The following is a 25349-nucleotide window of genomic DNA, read 5'->3' as shown; positions in this document are numbered from 1 at the left end:
CGTCACCGGCTCGGTGACGCGGACGGGAGGACCGTTCGATGATCACCATGCTGTTCCGGAATCGCGACTATCTGAGATTGTTCACGGCGCAGGTTTCGGCGCTGTTCGGAACCGGATTGACCACCGTCGCAATGGGATTGCTCGCCTATGAGCTGGCGGGGGCGGATGCGGCGGCCGTGCTGGGCACGGCGCTGACCATCAAGATGCTCGTGTACGTCACGGTCGCGCCGGTGGTGGCGGCCTATGCCGATCGGCTGCCGCGCAGGCCGTTCCTGTTCGGGCTCGATGTGATTCGCGGGGCCGTGGTGCTGGCGCTGCCGTTCATCGATCAGGTGTGGCAGATCTACGTGCTGATCGCGGTATTGCAGACGGCTTCGGCCGCGTTCACGCCGACCTATCAGGCGGTTATCCCGGATATCCTGCCCGATGAGCGGGAGTACACCCGCGCGCTGTCTGCGGCGCAGTTGGCCGCGACCATGGAAACGCTGCTCAGCCCCATGCTGGCCGCCGCGGCGCTGTTGTTGATCAGCTTCCATTGGCTGTTCGTCGGCACCGCGATCGGATTCGTGATTTCGGCGGGGCTGGTGCTCGGCACCCGCATTCCGGATGCCGGAGCCACCACCGCGGGCGATTTCCGCGAGCGGCTCACCGTCGGCATGCGAATCTTCGCGGCCACCCCGAGACAGCGCGGGCTGCTTGGGCTGAATCTCGTTGTCGCGGCGGCTGGTTCGGTGATCATGGTGAACTCCGTCAACTATGTGCGCGATACGCTCGGCGGCACCCAGACCGGTGTGGCGATTCTATTGGCCGCCAATGGTTTCGGGACGATGCTGGTCGCACTGGTACTCCCCCGCGTGCTGGATCGGGTGGCCGCGCGGCCGGTCATGCTGGCCGGTGCCGCCACGCTGATCACCGCCCTCGGCGGCGCGATCGCACTGTCCCTGGCGGATTCGGGCGACTGGCGTTGGGCCGCGGCGCTGACGGTGTGGGCCGTCACCGGCGCGGGCACCGCCGCGATACTCACCCCGACCGGGCAGGTGTTGCGCAGCTCGGCGCGTCCCGCCGATCGGCCCGCGCTGTTCGCGGCGCAGTTCTCGCTCTCGCATCTGGCCTGGCTGCTCACCTATCCGATCGCCGGATGGCTCACCACCGCGGCCGGTTTCACCATCACCTGGCTGACCCTGGCGGCACTCGCCGCGACGGGAATCACCGTGGCAGTGCGGATGTGGCCCCGGCACGATCCGCAGGAGATCACCCATCTGCACGAGGTCGGAACCATCGACCCGATCCGCCTGGCCGATGCCATTCGAATCACCGATCGCCTCTACGAGCACACGCACACCTACGTCATCGACCCCGAGCACCCACGCTGGCCGAGCGCACAGCACCGCCAGCCCGTGCTGGCCGCATGAGACGACAGTCGCGCACCGGATTCCGCGGCACTGCCCACGGGAGCCGGCGCGAACACACGTAACGAGCGATCTCACCCACGGCGTACCGGCCGGGTCGCGTGATGACGAGCGATCGGTGGTGTGGGCACCGCGGACCGAGGACCCGCTGGGCGCACAGGCACGGCCGGCAGCGCGATTCCGGCACCGGCTCGGAGTCCGCCGCCGCTGTCCAGGCATTCGGGGAGATTCCGTGCGTTTTCCGGGTTGGATCCGGTACCTGCGGGGCAGCCCGGCGGATCCCCGCGACACGCGGTGATCTCCTTGCGGATTCGGGCACGGGCGGGGCGTCGGTTCGCTTAGCGTGAGGCGGTTGCCGTCGAGAGAGGTCACTGATGCGAGCCGGGATGCTGAGTGTTGCGGAGCTGGTAGGTCAGGTCGAGGCGGGGGCGATCGACACCGTGCTGGTGGCCATGACCGATATGCAGGGGCGATTGCAGGGGAAACGTTGTTCCGCACGGTATTTCGTGGAGGAGGTACTCGATCAGGCCACCGAGGCGTGCAATTATCTGCTCGCCGTGGATGTGGAGATGAACACGGTCGAGGGGTACGCCATGTCCTCGTGGGAGACCGGGTACGGGGATTTCGTGCTGCGGCCGGACCTGTCGACCCTGCGGCTGGTGCCGTGGTGGCCGGGGACGGCGCTGGTGCTGTGCGATGTCGAGCAGGTGGATTCGGGCGGGCAGCCGGTGACGGCCTCGCCCCGGCAGGTATTGCGGGCGCAGTTGGATCGGCTGGCCGAGCACGGGCTGTACGCCTACGCCGGGACCGAACTCGAATTCCTGGTGTTCGACGACAGTTATGAGGCCGCGTTCCGGGGCGGGTATCGAGAGCTGACGCCCGCGAATCAGTACAACGTCGATTACTCCATGCTCGGAACGGCTCGAATCGAACCGCTGCTGCGGCGCATTCGCAATGAAATGTCCGGGGCCGGAATGTATGTCGAGTCCGCCAAGGGCGAATGCAATCCCGGACAGCACGAGATCGCGTTCCGCTATGACGAAGCGCTGATCACCTGCGATAACCACAGCATCTACAAGACCGGGGCCAAGGAGATCGCCGCGCAGGAGGGGCGCAGCCTCACCTTCATGGCGAAATACAATGAGCGCGAAGGCAATTCGTGCCATATTCATCTGAGTCTGCGGGATGGATCCGGTAAGCCGGTATTCGCCGGTGACGAGGCCGACGGCGGTTCGGCGCTCATGCGGCACTTCCTGGCCGGTCAGCTGGATTGCCTCCAGGAATTCACCTACCTGCTCGCACCGAATATCAACTCGTACAAACGGTTTCAGGCGGGCAGCTTCGCACCCACGGCGGTGGCGTGGGGCCGGGACAATCGCACCTGCGCACTGCGCGTGGTCGGACACGGACCGGCGCTGCGGTTCGAGAACCGGGTGCCGGGCGGGGATGTGAATCCCTACCTCGCGGTGGCGGCCACTATCGCCGCCGGATTGCACGGCATCGAACAGCAACTGCCCCTCGAGCCGGAGTTCCAGGGCAATGCCTACCGGTCGCAGCGGCCCCGGGTACCGCATACGCTGCGGGATGCGGCGCGCCTCTTCGGTGAGAGCAAGGTCGCGCAGCGGGCGTTCGGTGAGGATGTGGTGCGGCACTACCGGAATGCGGCGCAGGTCGAGTTGGACGCCTTCGACGCCGCGGTGACCGATTGGGAGCGGGTGCGTGGATTCGAACGACTCTGAGAGCGTTTCCGGGGGCAGCGGGCTGCCGAGCGACTCGGCGCGGTCGGCCAACGGTGGTGCGGAGTCTCGGCGGCCGTTGATCGGCCTGCCCACCTACTCCGAGCGGACCAGGTTCGGGCATTGGGATGTCGATGCCGCGGTGCTGTCGCGAACCTATGTCGATATGACCGAGCGGGCGGGTGGCATACCGGTGTTGTTGCCGCCCAGCGGGACCGCGCGGCCCGAGTTGATCGAGCGCCTCGACGGACTGGTGCTGACCGGTGGGGCCGATATCGATCCGGAGCGGTACGACGCGGAGCCACACGAGGCGACGCGCGGGCTGCGCACGGATCGGGACGCGTCGGAGTTCGCGCTGTTCGAGTTGGCGCGGGCGGCGGGCATGCCGGTGCTGGCGGTCTGTCGCGGACTGCAATTGGTGAATGTCGCCTTGGGCGGCACGCTGCACCAGCATCTCCCCGATGTGCTCGGGCATACCGATCACGCCCGCACGCCCGGCGTTTTCGGTGTGACCACGGTGCGGACCGTGCCCGGTTCGCAGGTGGCCACGATCGCCGGAGCCGAGGTGACGGTGCACTGTCATCACCATCAGGCGATCGATGTGCTCGCCGACGGTCTCACCGCCACCGCGCACGCCGCCGACGGCACCATCGAGGCGGTCGAGACCGGCGAGGCACCGTTCCTGGTCGGCGTGCAATGGCATCCGGAGGAGAACTCCGCCGACGACCGCCTCATGCGGGCGCTGGTGGAACAGGCGACAGGCTATGGAAGGGAGCGCAATCGGTGACAACGACCCAGGTGATCAACCCCGCGACCGAAACGGTCGTGGCGACGGTGGAGGCGGCCGATCTGGCCGCGACCGACGCCGCCATCGAACGGGCGCAACGGGCCCTGCCGGGCTGGCGGGATATCGCGCCGGGTGATCGCGCGCGCCTGCTGCGCCGGTTCGCCGAGGCGGTCGACGCCGATCTGGAGAACCTGGCGCGGCTCGAGGTGCGCAATGCCGGTCACACCATCGGCAATGCCCGCTGGGAGGCGGGCAATGTGCGCGATGTGCTGCACTACAGCGCCGGACTGCCGGAACGCCTGCTGGGCAGTCAGATTCCGGTCGCCGGCGGGGTGGACATCACCTTCCACGAACCGCTGGGCGTGGTCGGCATTATCGTGCCGTGGAATTTCCCCATGCCGATCGCGGCCTGGGGTTTCGGTCCGGCGCTCGCGGCGGGCAATACCGTGGTGCTCAAACCGGCCGAACTCACCCCGCTCACCGCCATTCGCATCGGTGAGCTGGCGACGCAGGCGGGCTTGCCGGACAACGTCTTTCAGGTGATTCCGGGCAAGGGCTCGGTGGTCGGCGCGCGTTTCGTCACCCATCCCGCCGTGCGCAAGGTGGTGTTCACCGGTTCCACCGAGGTGGGCCGGGGCATCATGGCCGGTTGCGCCGAACAGGTGAAGCGGGTGACGCTCGAATTGGGCGGTAAGAGCGCCAATATCGTGTTCGCCGACGCCGACTTGGAGAAGGCCGCCGCGACCGCGCCCTACGGCGTCTTCGACAATGCCGGTCAGGACTGCTGCGCGCGATCACGAATCCTGGTGCAGCGCAGCGTCTTCGATCGATTCCTGGAACTGCTGGAACCGGCAGTACAGGGTGTTCGGGTCGGCGATCCCGCCGATGAGGCCACCGAAATGGGCCCGCTCATCTCGGCGGCGCATCGTGAGCGGGTCACTGGATTCCTGGAGCTCTCGACCAAGATCGCGTTCACCGGCACCCGCCCCGACGGGCCCGGATTCTGGTTCCCGCCAACGGTGGTGCTGCCCTCCTCCCCCGATGACCGCCTCCTCACCGAAGAGGTATTCGGCCCGGTGGTGGCGGTACTGCCGTTCGACGACGAGGCCGATGCCCTGCGCATCGCCAATGATTCCGAATACGGCCTGTCCGGCTCCATCTGGACCTCGAATGTGGGCCGCGCACTGCGGGTGGCCCGGGGTGTCGAGGCCGGGAACCTGTCGGTGAATTCGCATTCCTCCGTGCGGTATTGGACGCCGTTCGGCGGATACAAGCAGTCCGGACTGGGTCGGGAGCTCGGCCCGGATGCCGCGCGCGCCTTCACCGAGATCAAGAACGTCTTCATCGCCACCGACAACTAAGGAGATACGTTGCAGCGCTTACAGGATCGCGTCGCGGTCGTGACCGGCGGCGGTAGCGGCATCGGGCTCGCCACCGTCAAACGGTTCGCCCAGGAGGGCGCGAAAGTCGTCGTCGCCGATATCGACGCCACCTCTGGGCAGGCCGCGGCGACCGAGGTCGACGGGCTGTACGTGAAGGTCGACGTCACCGATGAGGAGCAGGTGCGAGCGCTGTTCCAGACGGCCGTCGACACCTACGGCGGCCTCGATATCGCCTTCAACAACGCGGGAATCTCACCGCCGGAAGATGATTCGATCCTCACCACCGGACTGGAGGCGTGGAAGCGGGTGCAGGAGGTCAATCTGACCTCGGTGTACCTGTGCAGCAAGTACGCGATTCAGCACATGCTCGAGCGCGGTAAAGGGTCGGTCATCAATACCGCGTCGTTCGTCGCGGTGATGGGTGCGGCGACCTCGCAGATCTCGTACACCGCTTCCAAGGGCGGCGTGCTGTCGATGAGCCGTGAACTCGGAGTTCAGTTCGCGCGCGACAACATTCGCGTCAATGCCCTGTGCCCGGGACCGGTGAACACCCCGCTGCTGCAGGAGTTGTTCGCCAAGGATCCCGAGCGCGCGGCCCGCCGCCTGGTGCACATTCCGGCCGGGCGTTTCGCCGAGCCGGAGGAAATCGCCGCCGCCGTGGCATTTCTCGCCAGCGACGATTCCTCCTTCATCACCGCATCACAGTTCCTGGTCGACGGTGGTATCTCCGGTGCGTACGTGACCCCGCTGTAGCGAGGTTCAGGAGCCGACGGGGGCCTGTTCCCCCGGCGGTTCCTCCACGGTGCGCTTCGGCCCGGTGAACCAGCGCCGGGCCGAGGCGAACCACCAGATGGCGATCGCCCCCACCACGCCGACCAGCGCGATGGGTGCGTAATTGACCGAGTTCCAGGTGAATTCGGAATTCCAGGGATAGCCGCGATCATCCATCGGCAGGATGAACAGCAGGCTGATGAACACGATCCAGATCAGCGCGATGATGCCGACCGGCCGATACCAGCGCCCGAGTTGCCAAGGGCCGGTGCGGAATCGACTTCCGTTCATGAGCCGCAACAGGATCGGGATGCCGTAGGCGATATAGAGCCCGATGGTGGCGACCGAGGTGGCCGCCGCGTATGCCGTGGGAGCGTTCTCCGCGGGGACCAGCATCGACGGAATCAGCAGGATGAACGCGAACACCGAGACGAACAGCACCGCGTTGACCGGTACCTTGCGCGCCGACAGTTTGGACCACAGCGCCGAACCCGGCACCGCGCCGTCCCGCGAGAACGCGAACAGCATCCGCGAGGCCGCCGTCACCGAGGCGTAGCCACAGAACAATTGGGCGATGGCGGCGATGATCAGCAGCAGTCCGGACCAGAACGAGCTGAGCGAGTTCTCCAGAATGTAGATCACCGGATAACCGCTGTTCTTGGTCGGATCCAGCGCGTCGTCCAGGTTCGGGATCGCGAAGGTCACCGCCATGATCAGCAGATAACCGGCGACCGCCGACACGATGATGGTGTTGATGATCCCCTTGGCCGCCATCCGCGAGGCGTCATGCGTCTCCTCGGACATATGCGCCGAGGCGTCGTACCCGGTGAAGGTGTACTGCGCGTGCAGCAGGCCGAGCAGGAAGCTGAACGCGACCCCGCCGAATCCGACCGAACTGTTGTCCACGGTCTGGGTGAAGACGAACCCCACGCTCTGATGGTGTTCGGCGCCGATTCCGAGCACCAGCACGAAGATCGCCACACCGCCGACATGCCACCAGGCGGAGATATTGTTGATGACCGCGGACAGATGCGGGCCGATGGCATTGAGCACCGCGTGCAGCACCAGAATTCCGGCGAACACCAAAAAGATTGCGGTGCGGTCGGTTCCGATATCGATGCCGATCACATTGAGCACCACGGTGGTGAAAATCGCGGCGCCGTAATCGATTGCGGCCGTGACCGCGATTTGGCCGATGAGATTGAACCATCCGGTGAACCAACCCCAGATCGGCCCGCCCAACTCCGAGGCCCACCAGTACAGACCACCCGAAGTCGGATAGGCCGAGGCCAATTCGGCCATGGCCAGCCCCACGAACAGCACCATCACCGAGACCAGCGGCCAGCCCCACGCCATGGTGATGGGTCCGCCGTTGGAGAGTCCGATGCCGTAGCTGGCGAGCCCGCCGGTCAGGATCGAGACAATGGTGAAACTGATGGCGAAGTTCGAGAAGCCCGACCACGATCGGGCCAGTTCCTGTTTATAGCCGAGTTCGGCCAGCCGTCGTTCGTCATCGGACTGGGACTGATCAACGCTCATACCGACTCCCGCGTGAAAACGCCGCCCTCACACGGCGTTTGCCAGGAGCTCAGTGTGAAGTAAACATGCGTCAACCACACCGCGAATGTGTAAATCGACAGTTACCCATCGATTCGGCCGGCCGCGAACTTGGCGGCGATATCCTGTGCGGTCACCCTGGCGAGTTCGATGAAGAACGGTACGCGTTCGGGGATCATGAGCGCGGTGGGTCCGCGCAGGCCCAGGGCGAATCGGCAGCGATCGTTCGTGTCGAGGATGGGCAGGCCGATGGTGCGGAAGCCCGGATCGAGTTCCTCATCGTTGTAGGCGTATCCGCGCTCGCGGGTGACGGTGAGTTCACGGCGGAGTTCGGCCGGGCCGGACACGGATCGGTCGGTGCCCTCTTCATAAGGCAGGCCGTGCAATTCGTCATCGGTGGCGTCGGACCACGCCAGCAGCGCCTTGCCCAGGGCGCTGGCATGCAGGGGCAGGCGCACACCCTGGAGTTCGTGGCCGTCGGATTCGCGCCAGCGGCTGGTGCCCAGCAAGACGGCGTGGATGCCGTGCCGGGTGGCGACCGACGCACTCGCCCCGGTGGTGTTGGCGAGCTGTTCCAGCGCGGGCTCCGCGAGGTAGATGCGGTGCTGCCGGTACGCGATCTGACCGTATTCGGCGAGTGCGCCGCCCATGCGATAGCGGCTCGATTCCGGATCCTTCTCCAGGAATCCGGCCTGCACCAGCGCGGTGAGCAGGCGATGCGTGGTGCTGACCGCCAGCCCCTGCTGACGGGCGACATCGGAGACGCCGCGCTCCTCACCGCCCCGGAAGCAGTCCAGGACGGATAGGGCGCGGGCGACGGTCTGTACGCCGGAAGCTTCCACGGTGCGACGCTAACACAGCCGCACCGGTGGAGCTTTCCGCTATGTGGAAAGTATTTCCGTAGCAGCCGAAATCGATCTGTCAAGCTTTCCGATCCACGGAAAGCATTACCTGGTCGCGGGCCGCTCCCCTCCCTACTGTCCGGAGGCATTGATCGACAATCCGGAACAGGAGTCTCCACGATGTCCCGTAGGCGAGCCCTCATGCGTATCGCACTCGCGATCGTTCCCATCGCCGCACTCGTCGCAGGATGCGGTTCCGACTCCGGCGGCGGTGACAAACCGTCGATCGTGCTCAAGGTGGTCGACCCGGGCAATGAGGGGCCGATCGCGATCGGCAAGCGCGACGGCACCTTCGACGCGGCGCTGGCACCACTCGGCGCGAAGATCGAATGGGTCAACACCACACCGGGTTTCAGCTCCATGCTGAAGCTGTTCAACACCAAGGAACTCGACGTGTCGGGCGCGGCGTTCAGCCCGGTGGTGGGTGCGCTGTCCAAGGACGTCGGCGTGCGGATCGTGGCGGTGCAGGATCCGGCCGGTAAGGATCAGAGCGGGATCATCGCCTCCCCCGGCTCGGGCATCCGCTCGGTCGCGGATCTGGTGGGCAAGCGCGTCGCGGTGAACCCCGCCGCCAAGGGCGAGTACATCCTGCTCAAAGCCCTTGCGCAGGCGGGTATTCCGGCCGACAAGGTGACCCGGGTGCCGTTGCAGCAGAAGGATGCCGCCTCGGCGTTCGCCACCGGCAAGGTCGACGCCTGGGCCTCGTTCCTGATTCCGTACCAGGAAGCCAAGGCCAACGGCGGTATCGAGATCGCGACCGAACAGAGCATCGGGTCCAAGGACAATAGCGTCGTCGTGTTCCGCACCGAGGTGCTGGACAAGCATCCCGCGATCGCGGCCAAGTACCTCGAAGTGCTCCAGGGGCTGACGGCCAAGCAGCACGCCGCTCCCGCCGATTTCGAGAATGTCTTCGAAACCACCGGTCCGCGTGCGCTTTCCGGTGCGCGACTGAGCGATGCCATCCGGGTCGGCGGTGAGGTTACGGTGCCGCGCCTGCCGTCCGCGACCGATGCGACCGATCTCGCCGATGTGGTGAACGTCTTCTTCGACAATGGCGTGATCACCCGCAGGATCACCGCGGCCGATATCTTCTACGACCTGAAGTCCAAGCTCAACCAGGATCAGTTGACGGCCATCAAGGCGGGCAGCTGATATGGCGGTGATCACCGCACCTCCCGCCGCAGCGGTTCGGCCGGAGCCGGTGCTCGCCCCACCGCGCAGCCGGATCGAACGACGCAGGCCCGCATGGCTTTCGGTGCCGCTGCGATTCCTGCTGCCCGCCCTGATCTTCGCCGCCTGGTGGATCGGGTCCGCGACCGGGGCGATCGAACCGCAGGTCATCGCCGGACCGCCGAAGGTGTGGAGCGCGTTCACCGAACTCGCGTCCAGCGGTCAGCTGGCGGACTTCGCCTGGGCTTCGTTCGTGCGCGCCGCCGCCGGGGTCGGACTCGGCGTGGGTGCGGGGTTGATCCTCGGCCTGGCCGCCGGATTGTCCAGTCTCGGTGAGGAAGTGGTCGATTCGACCATGCAGATCGTGCGGGCGGTGCCGTTCCTGGCGCTGGCGCCGCTGTTCATCGCCTGGTTCGGCATCGACGAGCTGTACAAGGTGCTGTTGATCGCGGTGGCGACCGTCGCGCCGATGTACGCCTACACCTATCTCGGGGTCCGCAATGTGGATCGCAAAATGGTCGAGGCCGCACGGAGTTTCGGATTGCGCGGGCCGCGGCTGGTGCTCGAGGTGATCCTGCCGTCGGCACTGCCGGGCATTCTGATGGCGTTGCGAGTGTGCCTGTCCATCAGCATCACCGGGCTCATCGCGGCCGAACAGGTCGGCACCCGTGAGGGTGTCGGATATCTGGTGTCGCTCGCGCAGGAGTACAACCGCACCGACTACATGGTGTTGTGCGTGGTGCTGTACGCGGTGCTGGGCCTGGTATTCGACGGTGCGGTGCGGATCGTGGAGAAGGTCGCCATGCCGTGGCGCAAGCAGGTGGCGATCCGATGAGCACCGCGGTATCGATCACCGGACTGCGGAAGTCGTTCGGCGACAAGACCGTTCTCGACGGCGTGGATCTCACCATCGAACGCGGTGAGTTCACGGTGCTGCTCGGGCCGAGCGGCACCGGTAAGACCACGCTGCTGCGCTTGCTCACCGGGCTCGAAGCGCCCGATGCCGGACAGGTGCTGGTGCCATCGCGCCGCACCACCGTCTATCAGGAGCCGCGGCTCATTCCGTCCAAGCGGGTGCTGGCCAATGTGATTGTCGGGCAGCGACGTTCGCGGGAGAACCGGGAGGCCGGGCTGCGCGCGCTGGCCGAGGTGAACCTGGACGGTAAGGCGCGGCAGTGGCCCGCCACGCTCTCCGGCGGTGAGGCGCAGCGGGCCGCGCTGGCCCGGGCGCTGGTGCGCGAACCCGAATTGCTGTTGCTGGATGAGCCTTTCGCGGCGCTGGACGCGCTCACCCGGTTGCAGATGCAGGATCTGGTGGGCGATCTGGTGGCCCGGCATCGTCCCGCCGTGCTCATGGTGACCCATGACGTCGACGAGGCCATCCGGCTCGCCGACCGGGTGCTCATTCTCGATCGGGGGCGGTTCGCCGTCGACACCGTCATCGACCTGCCGCGTCCCCGCGATCGCGCTGACGCCGAAACCCTGCGGCTGCGTGCCGAATTCCTCGATCACCTCGGTGTGCGGCCGACCGCCGCGCACTGACCCCACTCCTCAGGAGCGATCATGACCGAAACCCTCTGGTACACCCGCTGCCCGGTCCCGACCGCCAGCGGCCTCGCGCACAGCCTGGGCTGGCTCGGCGATACCGCCGCCGCCTCCGGACTGGAATTCGGCGTATTGCAGGACGCCGGGCCGGAATTGGCCGGGCATCACTTCCTGCACGATCTGTCCGGGCTGGTGCGCGAGGGCGGCAATGTGCCCGCCATCGCGGCGCGGGCGCAGGGGTCGCCGACCCGATTGATCGGGCTGACCTGGATAGACGAGGCGCAGGCCATTCTCGTCGGACCCGATTCCGACGTGGCCGGACCCGCGCAATTGGCGGGGCTGCGGCTCGGTGTCCCGGCTTGGGCGCAGGATCAGGCGCGCAGCTTTCCGCGCGCCATGGCATTGCACGGCTTCTCCAGTGCGTTGCGACTGGCTGGGCTGACCCTGGCGGACGCGACGGTCACCGAGGTGACCGTGGAGCGGAATCCGCAGGTGCGCACCGCGGTTCGCGGCGGTGGGCGCGATGTCACCTGGGGCGTCGAGGAGCTGCTGCGCGGAGATGTGGACGCCATCTACGTCAAGGGCGCGCGGGCGCAGGAGATCGCGCGGGAACACGGTTTGCGGGTCGCGGTCGATCTGGACGCCACCGAGAGCAAGCGGCTGCGGGTCAACAATGGCACGCCGCGTCCCATCACCGTGCACGCGGACCTGCTCGAATCGCGGCCGGAAGTGGTGATCGGATTCCTGGCGCAGAGTCTGCGCGCGGCCGATTGGGCGGCCGGGAATCTGGACGGCGTGCGCGAGGTGCTACAGCGCGAAACCCTGTCCGGGCCGCTGGGTGTCGTCGCGGCGTACGGCGAGGATTTCCATCGCGGACTGCATCCGTCGCTGTCGGATGAGCGCTTGGAGCTGATCGGGATTCAGAAGCAGTTCCTGTACACGCACGGGTTCCTGGCGGCGGACTTCGATCTCGACAGCTGGGTCGCGCATGAGCCGCTGGAGCGGGCGCGGGAACTGGTGGCCTCGGGGCAGGTGCCCGCATGACCGAATTCCTGTGGCGGCTGCCCACCCGGGGTGATGGCAGGCATGTGCGGCCGGAGACCCGGCATCGCGGGGGTTTCGGCGGTCCGCCGCCGCGCACCCCGGCCACCGATGTGCGCCCCGGCAAGTTCGGGCCGTTCGACGATCTGCATCAGATCATCGATGCCGCGGAGCTTTCCGGGCTGGACGGTGTACTCGCGCCCTACGATCCGGCGGGTGAGGAGTCGTGGATCGTGGCGGGCGGCGCATTGCGCGCCACCCGGTACGGCCGCGTCGTGGTCGAATTCCAGCCCGCGTTCGGGACTCCGGTGTATGCGGCGAAGATATCGGCCACACTGCAACAACTTGCGCACGGCCGATTGGGATGGCGGCTCGCGGTCGATACCGGCGCGGACGACGCCCGCACGCGGGGCGATCGGGTGGCGGGCGATGATCGCTACGCCCGGGCAGCCGAATTCCTGACCGTCGCGCGTGGAGTCTGGAACGAAACACCGGTTCCGGGTGCGGGATTCAAGGGCACCGGGTTCGAATTCGACGGCGAGTACTACGACGTGATCGACGGTGGATTCCGGGGCATTCTCTCCGGGCTGCCGTTCCCCACCGTCTACCTGTCCGGAACTTCCGCACCCGCGCTGGAACTCTCGGCGCGGCACGGTGATGTGCACCTGTTCACCGAGACCGCCGACGGCCTCGACGCCGCACTCGCCGAGTTGGGCGAGCGGGCGGCCGCCGCCGGGCGACGCGTGCGCGCGGGACTCGAGCTACCGATCATCGCCCGGGAGACCGAGGCGGAGGCGTGGGCGCGAGTACACCGGCAGTGGCATGAGGTGCATGACGAAACACCTTCCGGCGCTTTGACTCTCGACGGCAACCGGTGGGCCGGGTTCGGCGCGCTGGGTTATTCACAGCCGATCGGCCTGGTCGGCAGTTATGAGCAGGTGGCCGAACGGCTTTCGGCGTATCGCGACGCCGGGATCGACAGTTTCGTTCTCGTCGGCCATCCGCAGATCGAGGAAGTGCATCGCACCGGCGAACACCTGCTGCACCTGGTGGATCCGGCCGGGCGCACGCTGGCTCAGGAGGCCACGGTATGACCATCGACACCTACTGGCGGATCGGCATGGAAGGCGATCACGCCTCGCTGCGCACGCCGCGCCGCTACAACCGCGGGCATGCGGGCGGATACGGTCCGGGAAATATCGCGCCCGGCATTCGCGGCGGGGAGCTCGACGGGTACGCGTACATCGACCATATCGCCGCTGTCGCAAAGGCTTCCGAGGCCGCCGGGTTCCTGGGCGGACTGCTGCCCTCGTTCCCGGTCACCGATGATCCGTGGGCGGTGGCGGCCGCGCTGGCCCGCGAGACCACCACCTACCGATTCATGGTGGCGTTCCAGCCGGGCTTCCTGCATCCGGTGCAGGCGGCGCGCATGTCGGCGAGCCTGCAACGCGCGACCGGCGGGCGACTGGTCTACAACATCATCAGCGGTGGTGGCGGGCCCGCCCAATTGTGGTGGGGCGATAAGGTGTCGCACGACGATCGGTACGCGCGCACGAGCGAATTCCTGGACGTGCTGCGCGGGGTGTGGGACGGTGCGCCCTTCGATTACGACGGGCGGTTCTTCCAGACCGAAAGCGCCGCGCTGGCACCGGGATTGGCGGGTCAGCCCTTCCCCGAGGTGTACTTCTCCGGTTCTTCGGGCGCGGCCGTGCAGGCCGCGGGACGGCATGCGGACTACTACCTGTCCTGGCTCGAACCGTATGCCGATCTGCGCGCCAAATTCGACGGCGTGCGGGCGCATTCCGAAATCACCGGCCGCACACCGAAGTTCGCGGTGCGCATCGATATCGTCGCGCGGCACACCGAGGAAGCCGCCTGGGCCGAGATCGAGAAGGGCTGGGCCTTCGTCGACCGTGATGCCGCGAACCGCGCCGCCCAGGGCGATTCGGTCGGCGCGGCCCGTATCAAGGGCTGGGTGCCCGAAACCATCACCGGCTACCGCGATCTCGAAGTGCAGCCGAATGTCTGGTGCGGTTTCAGCCTCATCCGCGGCGGTCCGGCCTTCGGCCTGGTCGGCAGCTACGAGCAGGTCGCCGAGCGCCTGGACGAACTAGTCGACCTCGGCGTCGATGCCTTCATCCTCGCGGGCAACCCGCACCTGGAAGAGGCCTACCGCGTCGGCGAAGAGGTACTACCGCTGCTGGGCCGATCACGACTCACCACACCCGATTCCACCCCGGCGCTCTCACTCGCGCACTGAGCGCCGACTCTCGCGCCACCGTGCCGGTGTCACCTCACTCAACCCGCGACACCGGTCTTCACCCGGTCGCGTCCGCGACCCTGCCTTCAGGAGTGTTCATGTCCCTGCGTGTCGGCTACTTCCCGCACAACAACTCACTGTTCGTGCTGCGGCATCGCGGCATTCTGGAAACCCGTCTGCCCGATGTGGAATGGGTGGATCTGCGCACCCTGCCGCGTTCGGAGCGGGTCGATCCGAAGACGGGTTTGCCGTCGCTGCATTCGGATTGGCTGTTCACCGAGGGTGGTTACGATTTCATCGGCACCGGTTTCACCCCGCCGGTCACCGGTCTGGCCAATGGCCGCGACCTGGTCTACGTGGGCATCTCGGGGCCGCGCATCGAGAACGGCCGCCTGGTCACCAAGGCCGACAGCGGAATTCGCACGGTGGCGGATCTGAAGGGTAAGCGCGTCGGCATCGCGCACGGCTCCTGGCAGACCACCCTGCTGCTGTTCGCCCTGGAGAAGGCGGGCCTGTCCTGGTCCGATATCGAACCCGTCGACACCGATGTGCGCGACGGCGGCGACGCGTTGCTCGCCGGTGACCTGGACGCCTGGACCGGGGCCTACCCCGGCCTGACCGCCGTCGAAGCCGCGGTGGAACTGCACACCCTGGTCGACACCGAATCGGTCTTCAGCCACCCGTCGCTGTGGTTCACCCGCCGCGATATCGCCGAGAACCACCGCCCGGAACTGGAAGCGATCATCGCCTCTCTCCAGGAATCCGACGCCTGGATCACCGCCAATCCCCGTGCGGCGGCCCAGTATTTCGTCGACGACATTGTCGCCGCGGGCGGCACCGCCGACCTCGATGCCTGGGAGGCAGCCCTGCGCGGCCGCCCCTTCGGCGTCAACGCCGTCACCGACGAATTCCTCGACGAACAGCAGCACGCCGCCGACCTGCTCGCCGCCAACGGCCTACTCCCCCGCACCGTCCAGGTACGCGACGCGGTAGTGCCGTGGATCAGCCAGGCGGTCGAGGAGACCAAGTCCGGCACAACCGTGTAGTTCGCACTCGAGACCGGTTTCAACCGGCTCCATCGAGCCGAACCACCGCAAGGATTCAACTTTGGTGATTGCCCCGCACAGCACCTGTGCGGGGCACTACTCTGCTGATCGATGCGAAAGCTCTCTTGAAATGCTTTGTCCTAACTCCTATTAGGTGGACAGTTAGTGTTGTTCAGGAAAGTATCAGCGGTGATTTCGGCGGCGGTATCTCTGGGCCTCATAGTTTCCAACCCAGCATGACCCCCTGGGAAATTTCGGGGCGCATTATCAGCCAACTCTTCATTCACACCTCGTGCGGCGGCAGCACAGTGCTCGACCGAGTAGCTCGGTCCATCACCTACTGAACGCAGGACGACAACCTTGATCACCAGAGGTCATCGAAGAGGTCGCCTGCTACGTCGCCGATGAGGTCGGCGGCGAGGATGCCGCCGCCTACTCCGAGGGCGATTTCGGCTGCGCCGGTGAGGAAGTCGCCGGGGCCGGAGGATCGCTCGGGGCGCTGGGCGGCGGACAGTTGCCGCTGGAGGTGCAGGACCTGCTGTTGGAGTTGGGCGTTGCGGTGCTGGAGCGATTCGATCAGGTGCTGGGCCTGGGGGGCGGTCATGGTGTTCTCCCTTGTGTGGCGGGCTCTTTCGGCCCGATGGGGAGAACGATGCCGGGCGGCGCTGACGAGGGGCTGACAGTCGGCTGACAGGGCGGGTTCATCGAGTTGTAACAGGTTCTAGTTATGGTTTCGGGGTGATCTTCCGACGTGATCGTTCCGGACTGTCCACACTGCCGCGTGATGTGCGCGCGGATCAGTATCCGATGCCGACCGTGCCGCAGGGGTGGTACGCGGTGCTGCGGAGTTCACGGCTGAAGAGCGGGGCGGTGGTGAGCCTGCACTACTTCGGGCGGGCGCTGGTAGCCTTCCGGGGGCGAGATGGGGCGGCTGCCGTGCGGGATGCGCACTGTCCGCATTACGGGGCACATTTGGGGGCGGGTGGGAAAGTCGTGGACGGGCGGCTGGAGTGCCCGTTCCACGGGTGGCAGTTCGAGAGTGACGGGTCTTGTGCCGCAGCGCCTTTCGCGGCTCGGCCGCCCCGGGTGACACTTACCGGGTTGCCGGTGCGGGAGCACAGCGGGCTGATTTTCGTCTATACCGGGGTGGATGAACCGGCGTGGGAGGTACCGGAGATTCCGGAGGCCGTCGATCGCGGGTACGCGCGGCCGATCGATGACATATTGACGGCGCGGATTCACGTGCAGGAGATGCGCGAGAACATCGTCGACGAATCGCATTTCCACCACATCCACGGGCAGAGTGAGCCGCCGGTGCAGGAGCTCATCCCGGATGGTCCGTTCGCCGAAATACACAGCAGGTTCCGGAAATCCGTCCTAGGTTACCGGGTGGACAACAGTTTCGACGTGTTCATGTACGGGCCGGGTGTCATGGTGGTGCGGACGGGCGGGCCCTTGATCACCATGACCGCCATCGCGCTCACCACGCCGATCGACAACACCAGTAGCGAACTGCGGATGCTGTACTTCATTCGCCGACCGCGAATCCCCTTCGCCACAACGGTATTGAAGCTCGCCTTCCGGATGGTGGCGCTCGGCGAAGTACGGGAGGAGCTCGATATCTGGGATCACAAGATCCATCGAGCCCGTCCCGTACTGCTACCGCACGAGCAGGGCATCAAGGCGCTGCGCCGCTGGTACGCGCAGTTCTATCCGGAGGCGTCAGGCGCCGGGCAGCACCAGGATCGGCTTGATGGTCACACCGGTCTCGGCATCGTGCATGGCGGTGTTCACCTCGGCGAAGGGGTAATGCCGGGAGATGCGCTCGATGGGGAACTTGCCCGCGCGATGCCATGCGATGAGCTGGGGGATGAACTGCTGCGGGTCGGCTCCGCCTTCGATACAGCCGCGGACGGCCTTGCCATTGCCGGTGAGATGACCGATCTCGAAATCCATGCTGGCCTCGCCCAGGCCGACCACGACCAGGGTGCCGCGCGGAGCCAGCGCCAGTAGCGCATTGGCGATGACCGGATTGGCGGCGGTGGTGTCCAGGGCGAAGGTCGCGCCGCCGCCGGTGGCGGCGTGCACCTGGGCCACCACATCCTCGGCCGCGCCGTCGATCAGCGTGGTCGCACCGAGTTCCTTTGCCAGCGTCAGCCTTTCGGACGACAGATCGATGGCGACGATATTCTCCACGCCCAGGGCGCGCGCGGCCAGCAGTGCGGACATGCCGACACCGCCCACACCGAAAATGGCGATCGACTCGTGCGGGGCCGGGCGCATGACATTGGCGACCGCGCCCGCACCGGTCTGCACACCGCAGCCGAACGGCGCGCACGCCACCAGATCCACCTCGTCATCGACCACGACCACGCTGGTGCGCAGCACCAGCGCGTGCGTGGCGAAACTGGACTGGCCGAAGAACGCGCCCATGACCCGCTCACCGTTGACGCTCAGCGGCGAGGTGAAGTCCGAGCGGCCACCGGAGGTGTTCAGGATGATGAAGTTCTCGCAGTAGCACGGCGCACCGGTGGTGCACTGGCGACACGTGCCGCAGCTGCTGTAGGTCAGCAGTACGTGATCGCCGGGCTTCACATCGGTGACCTCGGAACCGACCTGCTCGACAATGCCCGAACCCTCGTGTCCGAGCACGATGGGCAACTCCGCCGGGAAGACACTCTTGGTGACCAGGTCGGTGTGGCAGACGCCGGTGGCGACAATGCGCACCAGCACCTCATTCGCGCGGGGCTCCTCCAGCGTGAGGGCTTCGAGCGACAGGGGCGCCTGCGCTCCGCGCGCGACCGCGGCAGTGATGTCCATCCGGACAACTCCTTCCCAAGTTCGGCGAAGGGAATCTCACGCCGATCCCCGCCACCCTAGGGCGCGGCGGCGCACAAATCTAGAACAGGTTCCACTGACAGGGGCACGGGCTTGCCCTGCGGGTTCCCACCGGACCGGTGATACGCGGACGCGCGATACCGCATACTCGTCTCACCCCCTGCGTCGCATCTGAAGGAATCCCGATGGATCTCGCGGCTCCCATCTGCATCGTCGGCGCGGGACAGAGCGGCATCATGGCTGCCGCCGAACTCCGCGATCTCGGATACACCGATATCGATATCCTGGAGGCCGGAGCACAGCTCGGCGGTTACTGTCAGACCGCCGAAATCGACGGTGAGACATACGATTTCCAGGCGCACCTGGTGATCCAGCAGGATTTCGGCGCGGATTTCGCCGATACCGCCATCCATCGGCTGCTCACCCGCCATCCGGTCGAAATGCAGACCGAGGCGCTGTTTTTCGTCGGCCGGGACGAATCCGGTAAGCCGCGCTCGGCGGTGCCGCCGCATTTCATCCCGCTGTTCGGACTGCTGACCCCGGATCAGGCGGCCGATCAGCTGGCCGAAGCCTGGACAATTATCGAGCGGGCGGTACGCGACAAGCACGGGCCGGGAATAGCCGGGCTCAATTTCGACAGGATCCCGGGCGAGACCTGGGAGACCTATCGGGCACGGCATGCTCCGCTGGTCGGCGAACTGCTGCAGGGCATCACGTTGTACGCCAATATGCGACGACCGCGGCAGCCCGCGGAGACCATCATCAATATCAATGCGCACATCTCCGGGCATATCTCCCAACTGGCGAAGCTGATCCTGTCGCTGTATCCGGAGCAGCGGGCGGCGCTGCTGGCCAGGATGCCGGAATCATTGCTCGCACAGATGAGTTCGCGACTGCCGGTGACCCTGAGCATGCGGTACGGATTCATCAGCCTGCTGCACCGCATGGTCGCCGACCTCGACCTGCGGGTCCGAGTGAACTCACCCGTGATCGCCATCGAACCCCTCGCCCCGGAACGGATTCGAGTAACCACCCGGGTGGACGGCGAACCACAGGAGAGCGTCTACTCCCGCGTCATCGTCACCGCGCGGCCCGCGCAGATCCGAGAGATCTTCCCCGCCGGGGAGATTCATCAGATGTTCGCCGAGCGCAACTGTCCCCGCACCTGGACCCGCAGCTATCTCATCAAGGTCGCCGACGAGATCATCGAATTCCCGCGTAAGCCGAATTCGCCCGAACCCCTGGGCTTCTGGGTGATCGAACCCTACGGCAGCTATACCGATACCGATCCGGAACAGGCCGCCCACCGCATCACGGCGGTCAACAAACAGCATCCCGGCCCGTACTGGGTCTGCTTCAGCAATTCCGACACCTCGATCTCCGACGCGGCAGCCTGGACTTTGGCCAAGAAAGGGCTCTACCTGTTCCACGATCCGGAACTGATCACCGAAACCATCGCGGAATGGCCCGCGTACCCCAGCGCCGCGGCGATCCGAGACGGCTGGTTCGACCGCATCGCGAATCTGCAAGGGCGCGACGGCATCTACTTCACCGGAGAGATCCTGTCCGGCCCCACCGCCGAATGCATCAGCGCCTTCGCCCGCGATGTGATCCCGGCCTGGTTCGCTCCCGCCGGCGGGTACGGCGACACCGAATCGACCGCATGATCGGGACGTGTCCGACTCCCGGGCCCCGGCGGCGGTCAGTCGAAGCGGTAGGGGGTCAGGTATTCGGGGATGACCACCTTGGTGTCGGGGCTGGCGGAGTGGATGGCGGCGACGAACGCGTCGCGGCGGACGAGGTCCTTGTCGCCGATGGGAGGCGGGTTTTGCAGCGGCGACTCGAAGTTGTCCCAGTGCACCGGGATTACGGTGGCCGGATTGCCCAGGGCCGCCAGCAGACGGGGTAGGTAGGCGTGGGTGGTGTCGGCGGAGTTGACGGCGATCATGGCGATGTCGGGATGGACGCCTTCGAGGTTGTGCGCGGCGAAATCGCTTGCGCCCATGAAGAACACGCTGGGACCGTCCTTGACCGACAGGTGGAAGGTGAGGGTGTCGCCTTCGGGGAGGTCGGCGATGGTGGCCGGGCGTTCGGGCGGGGTGGGGCGGACGCCCGGGAAGGTGATGCCGTAGGAGGCGGTGCGGCTGTGCAGGGAGCTGATGACTTCCATTGTGTGCGTGCCGAAGTCGAAGACCTCACCGCCCTTGACGGTGCTCAGCTGGGCGGCGGGGACGCCCATGGATTGGGCGATATTGCAGGTGGTGAGGGTGCCGTTCACGCGAGCCCCGGTACTCGTGGCGATATGCGGGACATCGTTGAAATGGTCCCAGTGCGTATGGGTTACGAAAATGCGCTTCGGTGTGCCGATATGCGGATCGATCGCGGCCGGATCCACCCGCAGCGGGGTCGCGGAATCGAATGCGCCGGTGGCGAGCCCGACCGGGTAGCGGGTCAGGTACGGGTCGATCAGCAGGGTTTCACCGGCCAGGTCGATACGCCAGCCGGAGACGCCCAGCCATTGCAATTCGATTGCGGCACCGGCTTTTCGCCGATCCGGTGCGGTGTCATGCCGGGTCAGGGCGAACGCGCCCGCGGTTCCGGCGGCGGCGATGCCGACTCCGGCGGTGGCCGCGCCGCGCAGGAACCGGCGGCGGTCGATACGGGATGTCATATCGATGACGAAAGCAGCCCGCACCCGCCGGTGTCCAAGATCAAAACCCGAATCAGGTGATAGGTGAACGGATATCAGCGCTGGTACGCAGCATTTCCACGGAGGTACGCGCGGCGCGACTCATGGCCAGATCGACGTCGAGACGGCGGCTGCCGAGCTCCTCGGTGCGCGCGAAGATCGCCACCGCGTACCGGCCGCCGTCCGGATATTCGATGACGCCCGCCTCCATATGCAGTCCGGGCAGGGTGCCGGTCTTGGACGCCACCCGCACCTCGTCCGGGAAGCCCGCGGCCAGGCGGGTCCAGAACAGTTGCCGCCCGAGCAGATCCCGGGTCGCGGCGCAGGCGGCGGGCGAACCCGCACGGTCCTGCCAGATCAGCGTCAGCAACCGGGTGATATCGCGGGGTGTGCTGGAGGTGGTGTGCGCCGGATCGAAGACCCGCATCGCCGCGACCTCGGCGCGCGTCAAAGTCGGGTAGACGCGGGCGAATTCGGCCCCGTCGGCCGCACCGGCATCGGCCAGCATGGATTCCAGCAGCTGCCGGGGTCCGCCGATCACCCGCGTGTGGTCCAGGCCGAGTTCGGCGGCGAGCAGACCGGGCGTATCCGCGCCGATGCGCCGCAGCAGCAGATCGGCGGCGGTGTTATCGCTCACCGACATGGCGAAGTAGGCCAGATCGCGCAGCGACAGTTCGATATCGTCCGCGCATCCGGCGGTACCCCAGCCGCCGAGCCGATCCTCGGCGCGCACCCGCACCCGTTCGGTGGCATCCACCTGGCCCGCATCGACCTGGCGGCAGAATTCCAGCGCCAGCAGGATCTTGAAGATCGAGGCGATCACCACCCGCTCGTCGGCGCGCACCCCGACCTCACGACCGGTATCGATATCGATGGCGTGCGACCAGCCCCGCACCGGGACGGCCGCGAAGATCTCTTCCAGCACCGGACCACGGTAGCCGGGTCCCGAACTCATATCCGATGGCATATCGTTGCCGGGTGGATCTGGCCCGGCACCTGCGCTATTTCCTGGTCGTGGCGCAGGAACTGCATTTCGGCCGGGCCGCCGAACTGCTCGGCATGGCGCAACCGCCACTGAGCCAATCGGTGCAGCGATTGGAACGCGAACTCGGCGTGACACTGTTCGATCGCTCCCGCCGACAGGTCGAACTCACCGCCGCCGGCACCCTGCTGATCGATCAGGCGCGGCGCATGCTGGCCGCCGAGGAACGGCTGCGCACCGTGATACGCAAGGCGGGCGACGGCGACCTCGGCACCTTGCGCGCCGGGGTGCCGCCGGATCTGCCCGCCACCCTGCTACATGCGCTGCTGTCCCGAATCGAGGCCGAAATACCCGGCCTCACAGTCGATTTGCTGGAACTCACCACCGCCGAACAACTCCGGGTGCTCGATACCTCGAACCTGGATGTGGGTCTGGTGGATCATCCGGCGGCCCTGCCCGACCTGGCGCACGGCCCGATCGTCGACCTCGAACTCGGCGTGGTGCTGCCGCGCACCGACGCATTGGCCCGGTCATCGGAGCTCGAGCTCGCGGAGCTGACCGGACACGATCTGGTGCTGTTCCCCCGCGCCGCCGCACCGGATTGGCACGATCGGCTGCTCGAGCATTGCCGGGCGCGGGGATTCGTGCCCGCCCGCATTCGGCATGCCCGCAATCCGGAATTCCTGCTGGGATTGGTGCTGGCGGGGCACGGAATCGCCCTGGAGCTGGAGAGCACCGCGCGGCGCGAACCGCGGGTGGCCTGGCGTCCGATCACCGGGCGGCCGCTGCGCCGCCGGCTCGCGGCGGTCTGGCCGGTCACCGGCGCTCACCCGGCCGCACCCCGTTTCGCCCAGCTCACCGCCGAGGTCATTACCGCCGACGGCGCCCGATCGGCATTGGCCACACCGGGCGGGGCCGGGCCGTGGTCGGTCGTCTACACGCCGCGACCACGTGAGTGATCACTGCCGGGAGAACAGGCCCCGGCTGCCGCCGCCCGGGTTCGCGCACGAGCAGCGCTGTGCGACAGGCACATCGCCGAGTACTTCCTCGACATGCTCGCCGCAGCCCTGGAAGGAGGGCTTACCGCAGGCCTGACAGACGATTCGCTGGCACACATGATCTCCTATGGCGTCGTGAAATGGCTGAAATACCTACAAGGGGTATTCCCTGGCAGTCTACGGTCAGTGCCCGACAGGAAATCGGGTGCTCCCGGTATCGCTGCCCGGAATGACCGGTAGTACAAGGGCCGATGGGTGCTGGGCATCGTGATAGACGGTCTGCGTGGCGAGCTGTGAATTCGCGCTCAGGCCGAAGGGTTCCCCGGTGTTCGGATTCGGCGCGTACTGCGGAAAGTCACTGCTGGAGACCTCGACCCTGATGCGATAACCGGCTTTGACCAGGTACGAAGTCGGCCAGATGGCGATTTTGTACTCGTAGGCGCGGCCGGGCTCGATCGGTGACGGATGCTCCAGCGAATCCCGGAAGGCGGCCCGGATGATGCCGTTGTTGAGGTTCATCGTGCTGCCGTCCGGGGCGAGCGCGACCAGCTTGGCGGTGAAGTCGGTATCGGGTGCGGTGGACGCGGCCCACAGTTTCAACTGGATCGGGCCGGTGATCTCGGTATCGGTCGTCATCGGATCCGTGGTGTAGGTGAGCACGTCCGCGCGCTGCTCCACCACGAACTGATCGACGGGCCCCTGCGGACCGGTGCCCGCACCGCAGCAGGAGTGTCCGCCCGCGCTGGGCACCGGGTTGGCCGGGTCGTAATCGTAGATATCCGGGGGCTGTGGATCTTTGGGCGCATCGGTCCCCAAATGCCCGGCCCGGCCGTGTATTCCATTACCGCCGACGCCCGACAGATAGTAGGTGGTCCAGCGCGTATCGGGGAGCGGCCAGGCGGTAGCGCTCTTCCAGCGGTTCGCGCCCATCAGGAAGTAGTCCACGATCGGATGCCCGGATACGTTGCCGCCCTTACCCTTCAGGAATTGATCGAACCAGGCGAGCATGAGTTCGTTGACCGGACTGTCCCCGGCCGCACCGGCGGCGGTCATCATGGGCGTGCCGATGCCGGAACCCGTTCTGCCCCAGCCGACATGGTCCCAGGGGCCGATCACCAGACGCTGATTCGCCCGCGCCTCCGGGGTGCCGCCGTTGGCGACCATTCCGGTGAAGTTCTCCACCCCGCCCGCGAGGAAGGCGTCGTACCAGCCCTCCATATCGAGCACGGGCACCTTCACCCGCGCGTAGCGGTCGCGAATGCTCCACTGTTTCCAGTAGTCGTCACGGGTGGCGTGCCGGAGCCAATCGAAGTACCAGGGCGCGACCGCGGGATTCTCCGGATGCATGGGCGGGAACTGCTGATACGGCCGGAATCCCAGCCAGCGCGTGTAATTCGCCACGTCCGAGCGCAATTGCTTGGCGGTGCCAGTGTCACCGCGATTGAGCGCGGAGCTCGCGGCGATCGTTCCCATCGCCCACGGTTCGACGAAGCCGAGCCGGAACGCGCCGCCCTCGTAGTTCCAGCCGTCGTAATAGTCGGAGGAGGTGTTGGCGGGCACGATGGTGGTCAGATGCGGTGGCGCGCCGACGGCCGCGAGCCATTGGGTGGCACCGACATACGAGGATCCGTACATCCCGACCTTGCCATTGGATCCGGCGAGCCCGGCCGCCCATTCCACCGAGTCGTACCCGTCGTCGAGGTCGTTTCCGAATTCGGTGAACGTGCCCGCGGACGCGCCCTGCCCCCGAATATCCTGTACGACAACGAGATAGCACTGTGAGGCGAACCAGTCCGGCGACTGATAGCGGAACGGCTGAATCTGCGCCTCCGCCTTGCCGTACTGGGTCCGCATGAGGATCACCGGCACCTGCTCGGTGGTCCGGGGCCGGTACACATCGGCTTTCAACACCACGCCGTCGCGCATGGCGGCGGGGACGTTCTCCTGTTTGTCGACCGCACAGGAGCCGCGACCGCTCACCGGCGGCCACTGCGCCGCCGCCGGTGCGGCCTCCCCTGCGGACCCGCCATCGCATCCGGCGGCGATCAGGGCCACCGCCGATAGCAGCGCGCCCCAGCGGGCAATGCGAAAACGACCGAGGCGGTTCCGCGTCATCGCTCGACCGTACACCCGGACCTCGATCGCGAATCCGGGTTTGCGCAGTTCAGGGCGAGAAAAGGCACGGGCGCAGGCGAATTGGGCGGTTCCTGTCACTCGACAGAAACGTCCGGCAATC

At 66.6% G+C, this 25349-nt stretch carries 22 protein-coding genes and 1 pseudogene; 15 read left to right on the top strand and 8 right to left on the bottom strand.

The genetic code is table 11. The features are described from left to right. Positions 1-38: 38 nt before the first annotated feature. The 5 genes from AB0L82_RS08865 (at position 39) to AB0L82_RS08845 (ending at position 6067) form a co-directional block, all read left to right on the top strand. The gene (locus AB0L82_RS08865) at positions 39-1412 is read left to right on the top strand and encodes an MFS transporter (RefSeq protein ID WP_364633051.1); all 1374 of its coding nucleotides are present in this window, start codon (positions 39-41) and stop codon (positions 1410-1412) included. Positions 1413-1795: 383 nt separating this feature from the next. Then, the gene (locus tag AB0L82_RS08860; RefSeq protein WP_364633049.1) at positions 1796-3148 is read left to right on the top strand and encodes a glutamine synthetase family protein; all 1353 of its coding nucleotides are present in this window, start codon (positions 1796-1798) and stop codon (positions 3146-3148) included. Further along, a complete protein-coding gene (locus tag AB0L82_RS08855) occupies positions 3129-3932 on the top strand; it encodes a gamma-glutamyl-gamma-aminobutyrate hydrolase family protein (protein WP_364633048.1) in 804 nt (267 codons plus the stop codon). Before AB0L82_RS08860 ends, AB0L82_RS08855 begins: the two co-directional genes overlap by 20 nt. Further along, a complete protein-coding gene (locus tag AB0L82_RS08850; RefSeq protein ID WP_364633046.1) occupies positions 3929-5293 on the top strand; it encodes an aldehyde dehydrogenase family protein in 1365 nt (454 codons plus the stop codon). Before AB0L82_RS08855 ends, AB0L82_RS08850 begins: the two co-directional genes overlap by 4 nt. Positions 5294-5302: 9 nt before the next feature. After that, positions 5303-6067: a 3-oxoacyl-ACP reductase gene (locus AB0L82_RS08845; RefSeq protein ID WP_364633045.1), complete on the top strand. Its 765-nt coding sequence runs from the start codon at positions 5303-5305 to the stop codon at positions 6065-6067. A gap of 6 nt (positions 6068-6073) precedes the next feature. Here the strand turns inward: AB0L82_RS08845 and AB0L82_RS08840 are convergent, their stop codons facing one another. Beyond that, complete coding sequence (locus AB0L82_RS08840; RefSeq protein WP_364633043.1) at positions 6074-7624, bottom strand: amino acid permease; 1551 nt, start codon at positions 7622-7624, stop codon at positions 6074-6076. 101 nt (positions 7625-7725) lie between these two features. After that, the gene (locus AB0L82_RS08835; protein ID WP_364633041.1) at positions 7726-8484 is read right to left on the bottom strand and encodes an IclR family transcriptional regulator; all 759 of its coding nucleotides are present in this window, start codon (positions 8482-8484) and stop codon (positions 7726-7728) included. A 180-nt stretch (positions 8485-8664) separates the two neighbouring features. On the opposite strand from AB0L82_RS08835, the gene AB0L82_RS08830 reads away from it, so the two are divergent. From AB0L82_RS08830 to AB0L82_RS08800, 7 genes are all read left to right on the top strand, one after another. Then, a complete protein-coding gene (locus AB0L82_RS08830) occupies positions 8665-9696 on the top strand; it encodes an NrtA/SsuA/CpmA family ABC transporter substrate-binding protein (protein ID WP_364633039.1) in 1032 nt (343 codons plus the stop codon). A 1-nt stretch (position 9697) separates the two neighbouring features. Continuing rightward, on the top strand, positions 9698-10549 hold the full coding sequence (locus AB0L82_RS08825) for an ABC transporter permease (RefSeq protein ID WP_364633037.1): 852 nt from the start codon (positions 9698-9700) through the stop codon (positions 10547-10549). Beyond that, positions 10522-11256: an ATP-binding cassette domain-containing protein gene (locus AB0L82_RS08820; RefSeq protein ID WP_364633035.1), complete on the top strand. Its 735-nt coding sequence runs from the start codon at positions 10522-10524 to the stop codon at positions 11254-11256. The genes AB0L82_RS08825 and AB0L82_RS08820 overlap by 28 nt, the downstream gene beginning before the upstream one ends. Positions 11257-11277: 21 nt before the next feature. After that, on the top strand, positions 11278-12303 hold the full coding sequence (locus tag AB0L82_RS08815; protein WP_364633033.1) for an ABC transporter substrate-binding protein: 1026 nt from the start codon (positions 11278-11280) through the stop codon (positions 12301-12303). After that, on the top strand, positions 12300-13394 hold the full coding sequence (locus tag AB0L82_RS08810; protein WP_364633032.1) for an LLM class flavin-dependent oxidoreductase: 1095 nt from the start codon (positions 12300-12302) through the stop codon (positions 13392-13394). The genes AB0L82_RS08815 and AB0L82_RS08810 overlap by 4 nt, the downstream gene beginning before the upstream one ends. Next, complete coding sequence (locus AB0L82_RS08805) at positions 13391-14560, top strand: LLM class flavin-dependent oxidoreductase (protein WP_364633030.1); 1170 nt, start codon at positions 13391-13393, stop codon at positions 14558-14560. Before AB0L82_RS08810 ends, AB0L82_RS08805 begins: the two co-directional genes overlap by 4 nt. Before the next feature lie 98 nt (positions 14561-14658). Further along, positions 14659-15606 carry an ABC transporter substrate-binding protein gene (locus tag AB0L82_RS08800; protein WP_364633029.1) on the top strand — a complete coding sequence of 316 codons (948 nt, stop codon included), beginning with the start codon at positions 14659-14661 and terminating at the stop codon, positions 15604-15606. 364 nt (positions 15607-15970) lie between these two features. Here AB0L82_RS08800 and AB0L82_RS08795 read toward each other — a convergent pair whose 3' ends face one another. Beyond that, complete coding sequence (locus AB0L82_RS08795; protein WP_364633027.1) at positions 15971-16210, bottom strand: hypothetical protein; 240 nt, start codon at positions 16208-16210, stop codon at positions 15971-15973. Between the two features lie 203 nt (positions 16211-16413). Here AB0L82_RS08795 and AB0L82_RS08790 point away from each other — a divergent pair. After that, positions 16414-17259, top strand: a pseudogene (locus tag AB0L82_RS08790) (Rieske 2Fe-2S domain-containing protein); the annotation flags it as partial. A gap of 69 nt (positions 17260-17328) precedes the next feature. On the opposite strand, the gene AB0L82_RS08785 reads toward AB0L82_RS08790, so the two are convergent. Then, positions 17329-18426: an NAD(P)-dependent alcohol dehydrogenase gene (locus tag AB0L82_RS08785; RefSeq protein WP_364633025.1), complete on the bottom strand. Its 1098-nt coding sequence runs from the start codon at positions 18424-18426 to the stop codon at positions 17329-17331. Between the two features lie 203 nt (positions 18427-18629). Between AB0L82_RS08785 and AB0L82_RS08780 the strand changes: the two genes are divergently transcribed. Continuing rightward, entirely contained in the window at positions 18630-20111 is a 1482-nt protein-coding gene (locus tag AB0L82_RS08780; protein ID WP_364633024.1) for an FAD-dependent oxidoreductase, read from the top strand. Positions 20112-20146: 35 nt separating this feature from the next. Here AB0L82_RS08780 and AB0L82_RS08775 read toward each other — a convergent pair whose 3' ends face one another. After that, positions 20147-21115 (bottom strand): MBL fold metallo-hydrolase, encoded by a 969-nt coding sequence (locus AB0L82_RS08775; RefSeq protein WP_364633022.1) that lies wholly within the window; start codon positions 21113-21115, stop codon positions 20147-20149. Positions 21116-21167: 52 nt separating this feature from the next. Continuing rightward, a complete protein-coding gene (locus AB0L82_RS08770; RefSeq protein WP_364633020.1) occupies positions 21168-22088 on the bottom strand; it encodes a serine hydrolase in 921 nt (306 codons plus the stop codon). Positions 22089-22111: 23 nt separating this feature from the next. Here AB0L82_RS08770 and AB0L82_RS08765 point away from each other — a divergent pair, with 23 nt between their 5' ends. Beyond that, on the top strand, positions 22112-23074 hold the full coding sequence (locus tag AB0L82_RS08765; protein ID WP_364633018.1) for a LysR substrate-binding domain-containing protein: 963 nt from the start codon (positions 22112-22114) through the stop codon (positions 23072-23074). Here AB0L82_RS08765 and AB0L82_RS08760 read toward each other — a convergent pair whose 3' ends face one another. Both AB0L82_RS08760 and AB0L82_RS08755 read right to left on the bottom strand, forming a co-directional pair. Further along, positions 23075-23230 carry a hypothetical protein gene (locus AB0L82_RS08760; protein ID WP_364633016.1) on the bottom strand — a complete coding sequence of 52 codons (156 nt, stop codon included), beginning with the start codon at positions 23228-23230 and terminating at the stop codon, positions 23075-23077. 66 nt (positions 23231-23296) lie between these two features. After that, positions 23297-25228 (bottom strand): CocE/NonD family hydrolase, encoded by a 1932-nt coding sequence (locus AB0L82_RS08755; RefSeq protein ID WP_364633014.1) that lies wholly within the window; start codon positions 25226-25228, stop codon positions 23297-23299. Positions 25229-25349: the final 121 nt, after the last annotated feature.

The organism is Nocardia sp. NPDC052001 (assembly GCF_040680615.1).
Lineage (GTDB): Bacteria > Actinomycetota > Actinomycetes > Mycobacteriales > Mycobacteriaceae > Nocardia.
This window is presented reverse-complemented; position numbering and strand designations above follow the sequence as displayed.

Bases quoted from the DNA above. Each gene is read 5' to 3' on its own strand.
- AB0L82_RS08840 (WP_364633043.1), bottom strand. From the start codon at position 7,624: ATGAGCGTTGATCAGTCCCAGTCCGATGACGAACGACGGCTGGCCGAA.
- AB0L82_RS08785 (WP_364633025.1), bottom strand. From the start codon at position 18,426: ATGGACATCACTGCCGCGGTCGCGCGCGGAGCGCAGGCGCCCCTGTCG.
- AB0L82_RS08775 (WP_364633022.1), bottom strand. From the start codon at position 21,115: ATGACATCCCGTATCGACCGCCGCCGGTTCCTGCGCGGCGCGGCCACC.
- AB0L82_RS08805 (WP_364633030.1), top strand. From the start codon at position 13,391: ATGACCATCGACACCTACTGGCGGATCGGCATGGAAGGCGATCACGCC.
- AB0L82_RS08810 (WP_364633032.1), top strand. From the start codon at position 12,300: ATGACCGAATTCCTGTGGCGGCTGCCCACCCGGGGTGATGGCAGGCAT.
- AB0L82_RS08860 (WP_364633049.1), top strand. From the start codon at position 1,796: ATGCTGAGTGTTGCGGAGCTGGTAGGTCAGGTCGAGGCGGGGGCGATC.
- AB0L82_RS08800 (WP_364633029.1), top strand. From the start codon at position 14,659: ATGTCCCTGCGTGTCGGCTACTTCCCGCACAACAACTCACTGTTCGTG.
- AB0L82_RS08755 (WP_364633014.1), bottom strand. From the start codon at position 25,228: ATGACGCGGAACCGCCTCGGTCGTTTTCGCATTGCCCGCTGGGGCGCG.
- AB0L82_RS08770 (WP_364633020.1), bottom strand. From the start codon at position 22,088: ATGAGTTCGGGACCCGGCTACCGTGGTCCGGTGCTGGAAGAGATCTTC.
- AB0L82_RS08795 (WP_364633027.1), bottom strand. From the start codon at position 16,210: ATGACCGCCCCCCAGGCCCAGCACCTGATCGAATCGCTCCAGCACCGC.
- AB0L82_RS08830 (WP_364633039.1), top strand. From the start codon at position 8,665: ATGTCCCGTAGGCGAGCCCTCATGCGTATCGCACTCGCGATCGTTCCC.
- AB0L82_RS08825 (WP_364633037.1), top strand. From the start codon at position 9,698: ATGGCGGTGATCACCGCACCTCCCGCCGCAGCGGTTCGGCCGGAGCCG.
- AB0L82_RS08815 (WP_364633033.1), top strand. From the start codon at position 11,278: ATGACCGAAACCCTCTGGTACACCCGCTGCCCGGTCCCGACCGCCAGC.
- AB0L82_RS08865 (WP_364633051.1), top strand. From the start codon at position 39: ATGATCACCATGCTGTTCCGGAATCGCGACTATCTGAGATTGTTCACG.
- AB0L82_RS08780 (WP_364633024.1), top strand. From the start codon at position 18,630: ATGGATCTCGCGGCTCCCATCTGCATCGTCGGCGCGGGACAGAGCGGC.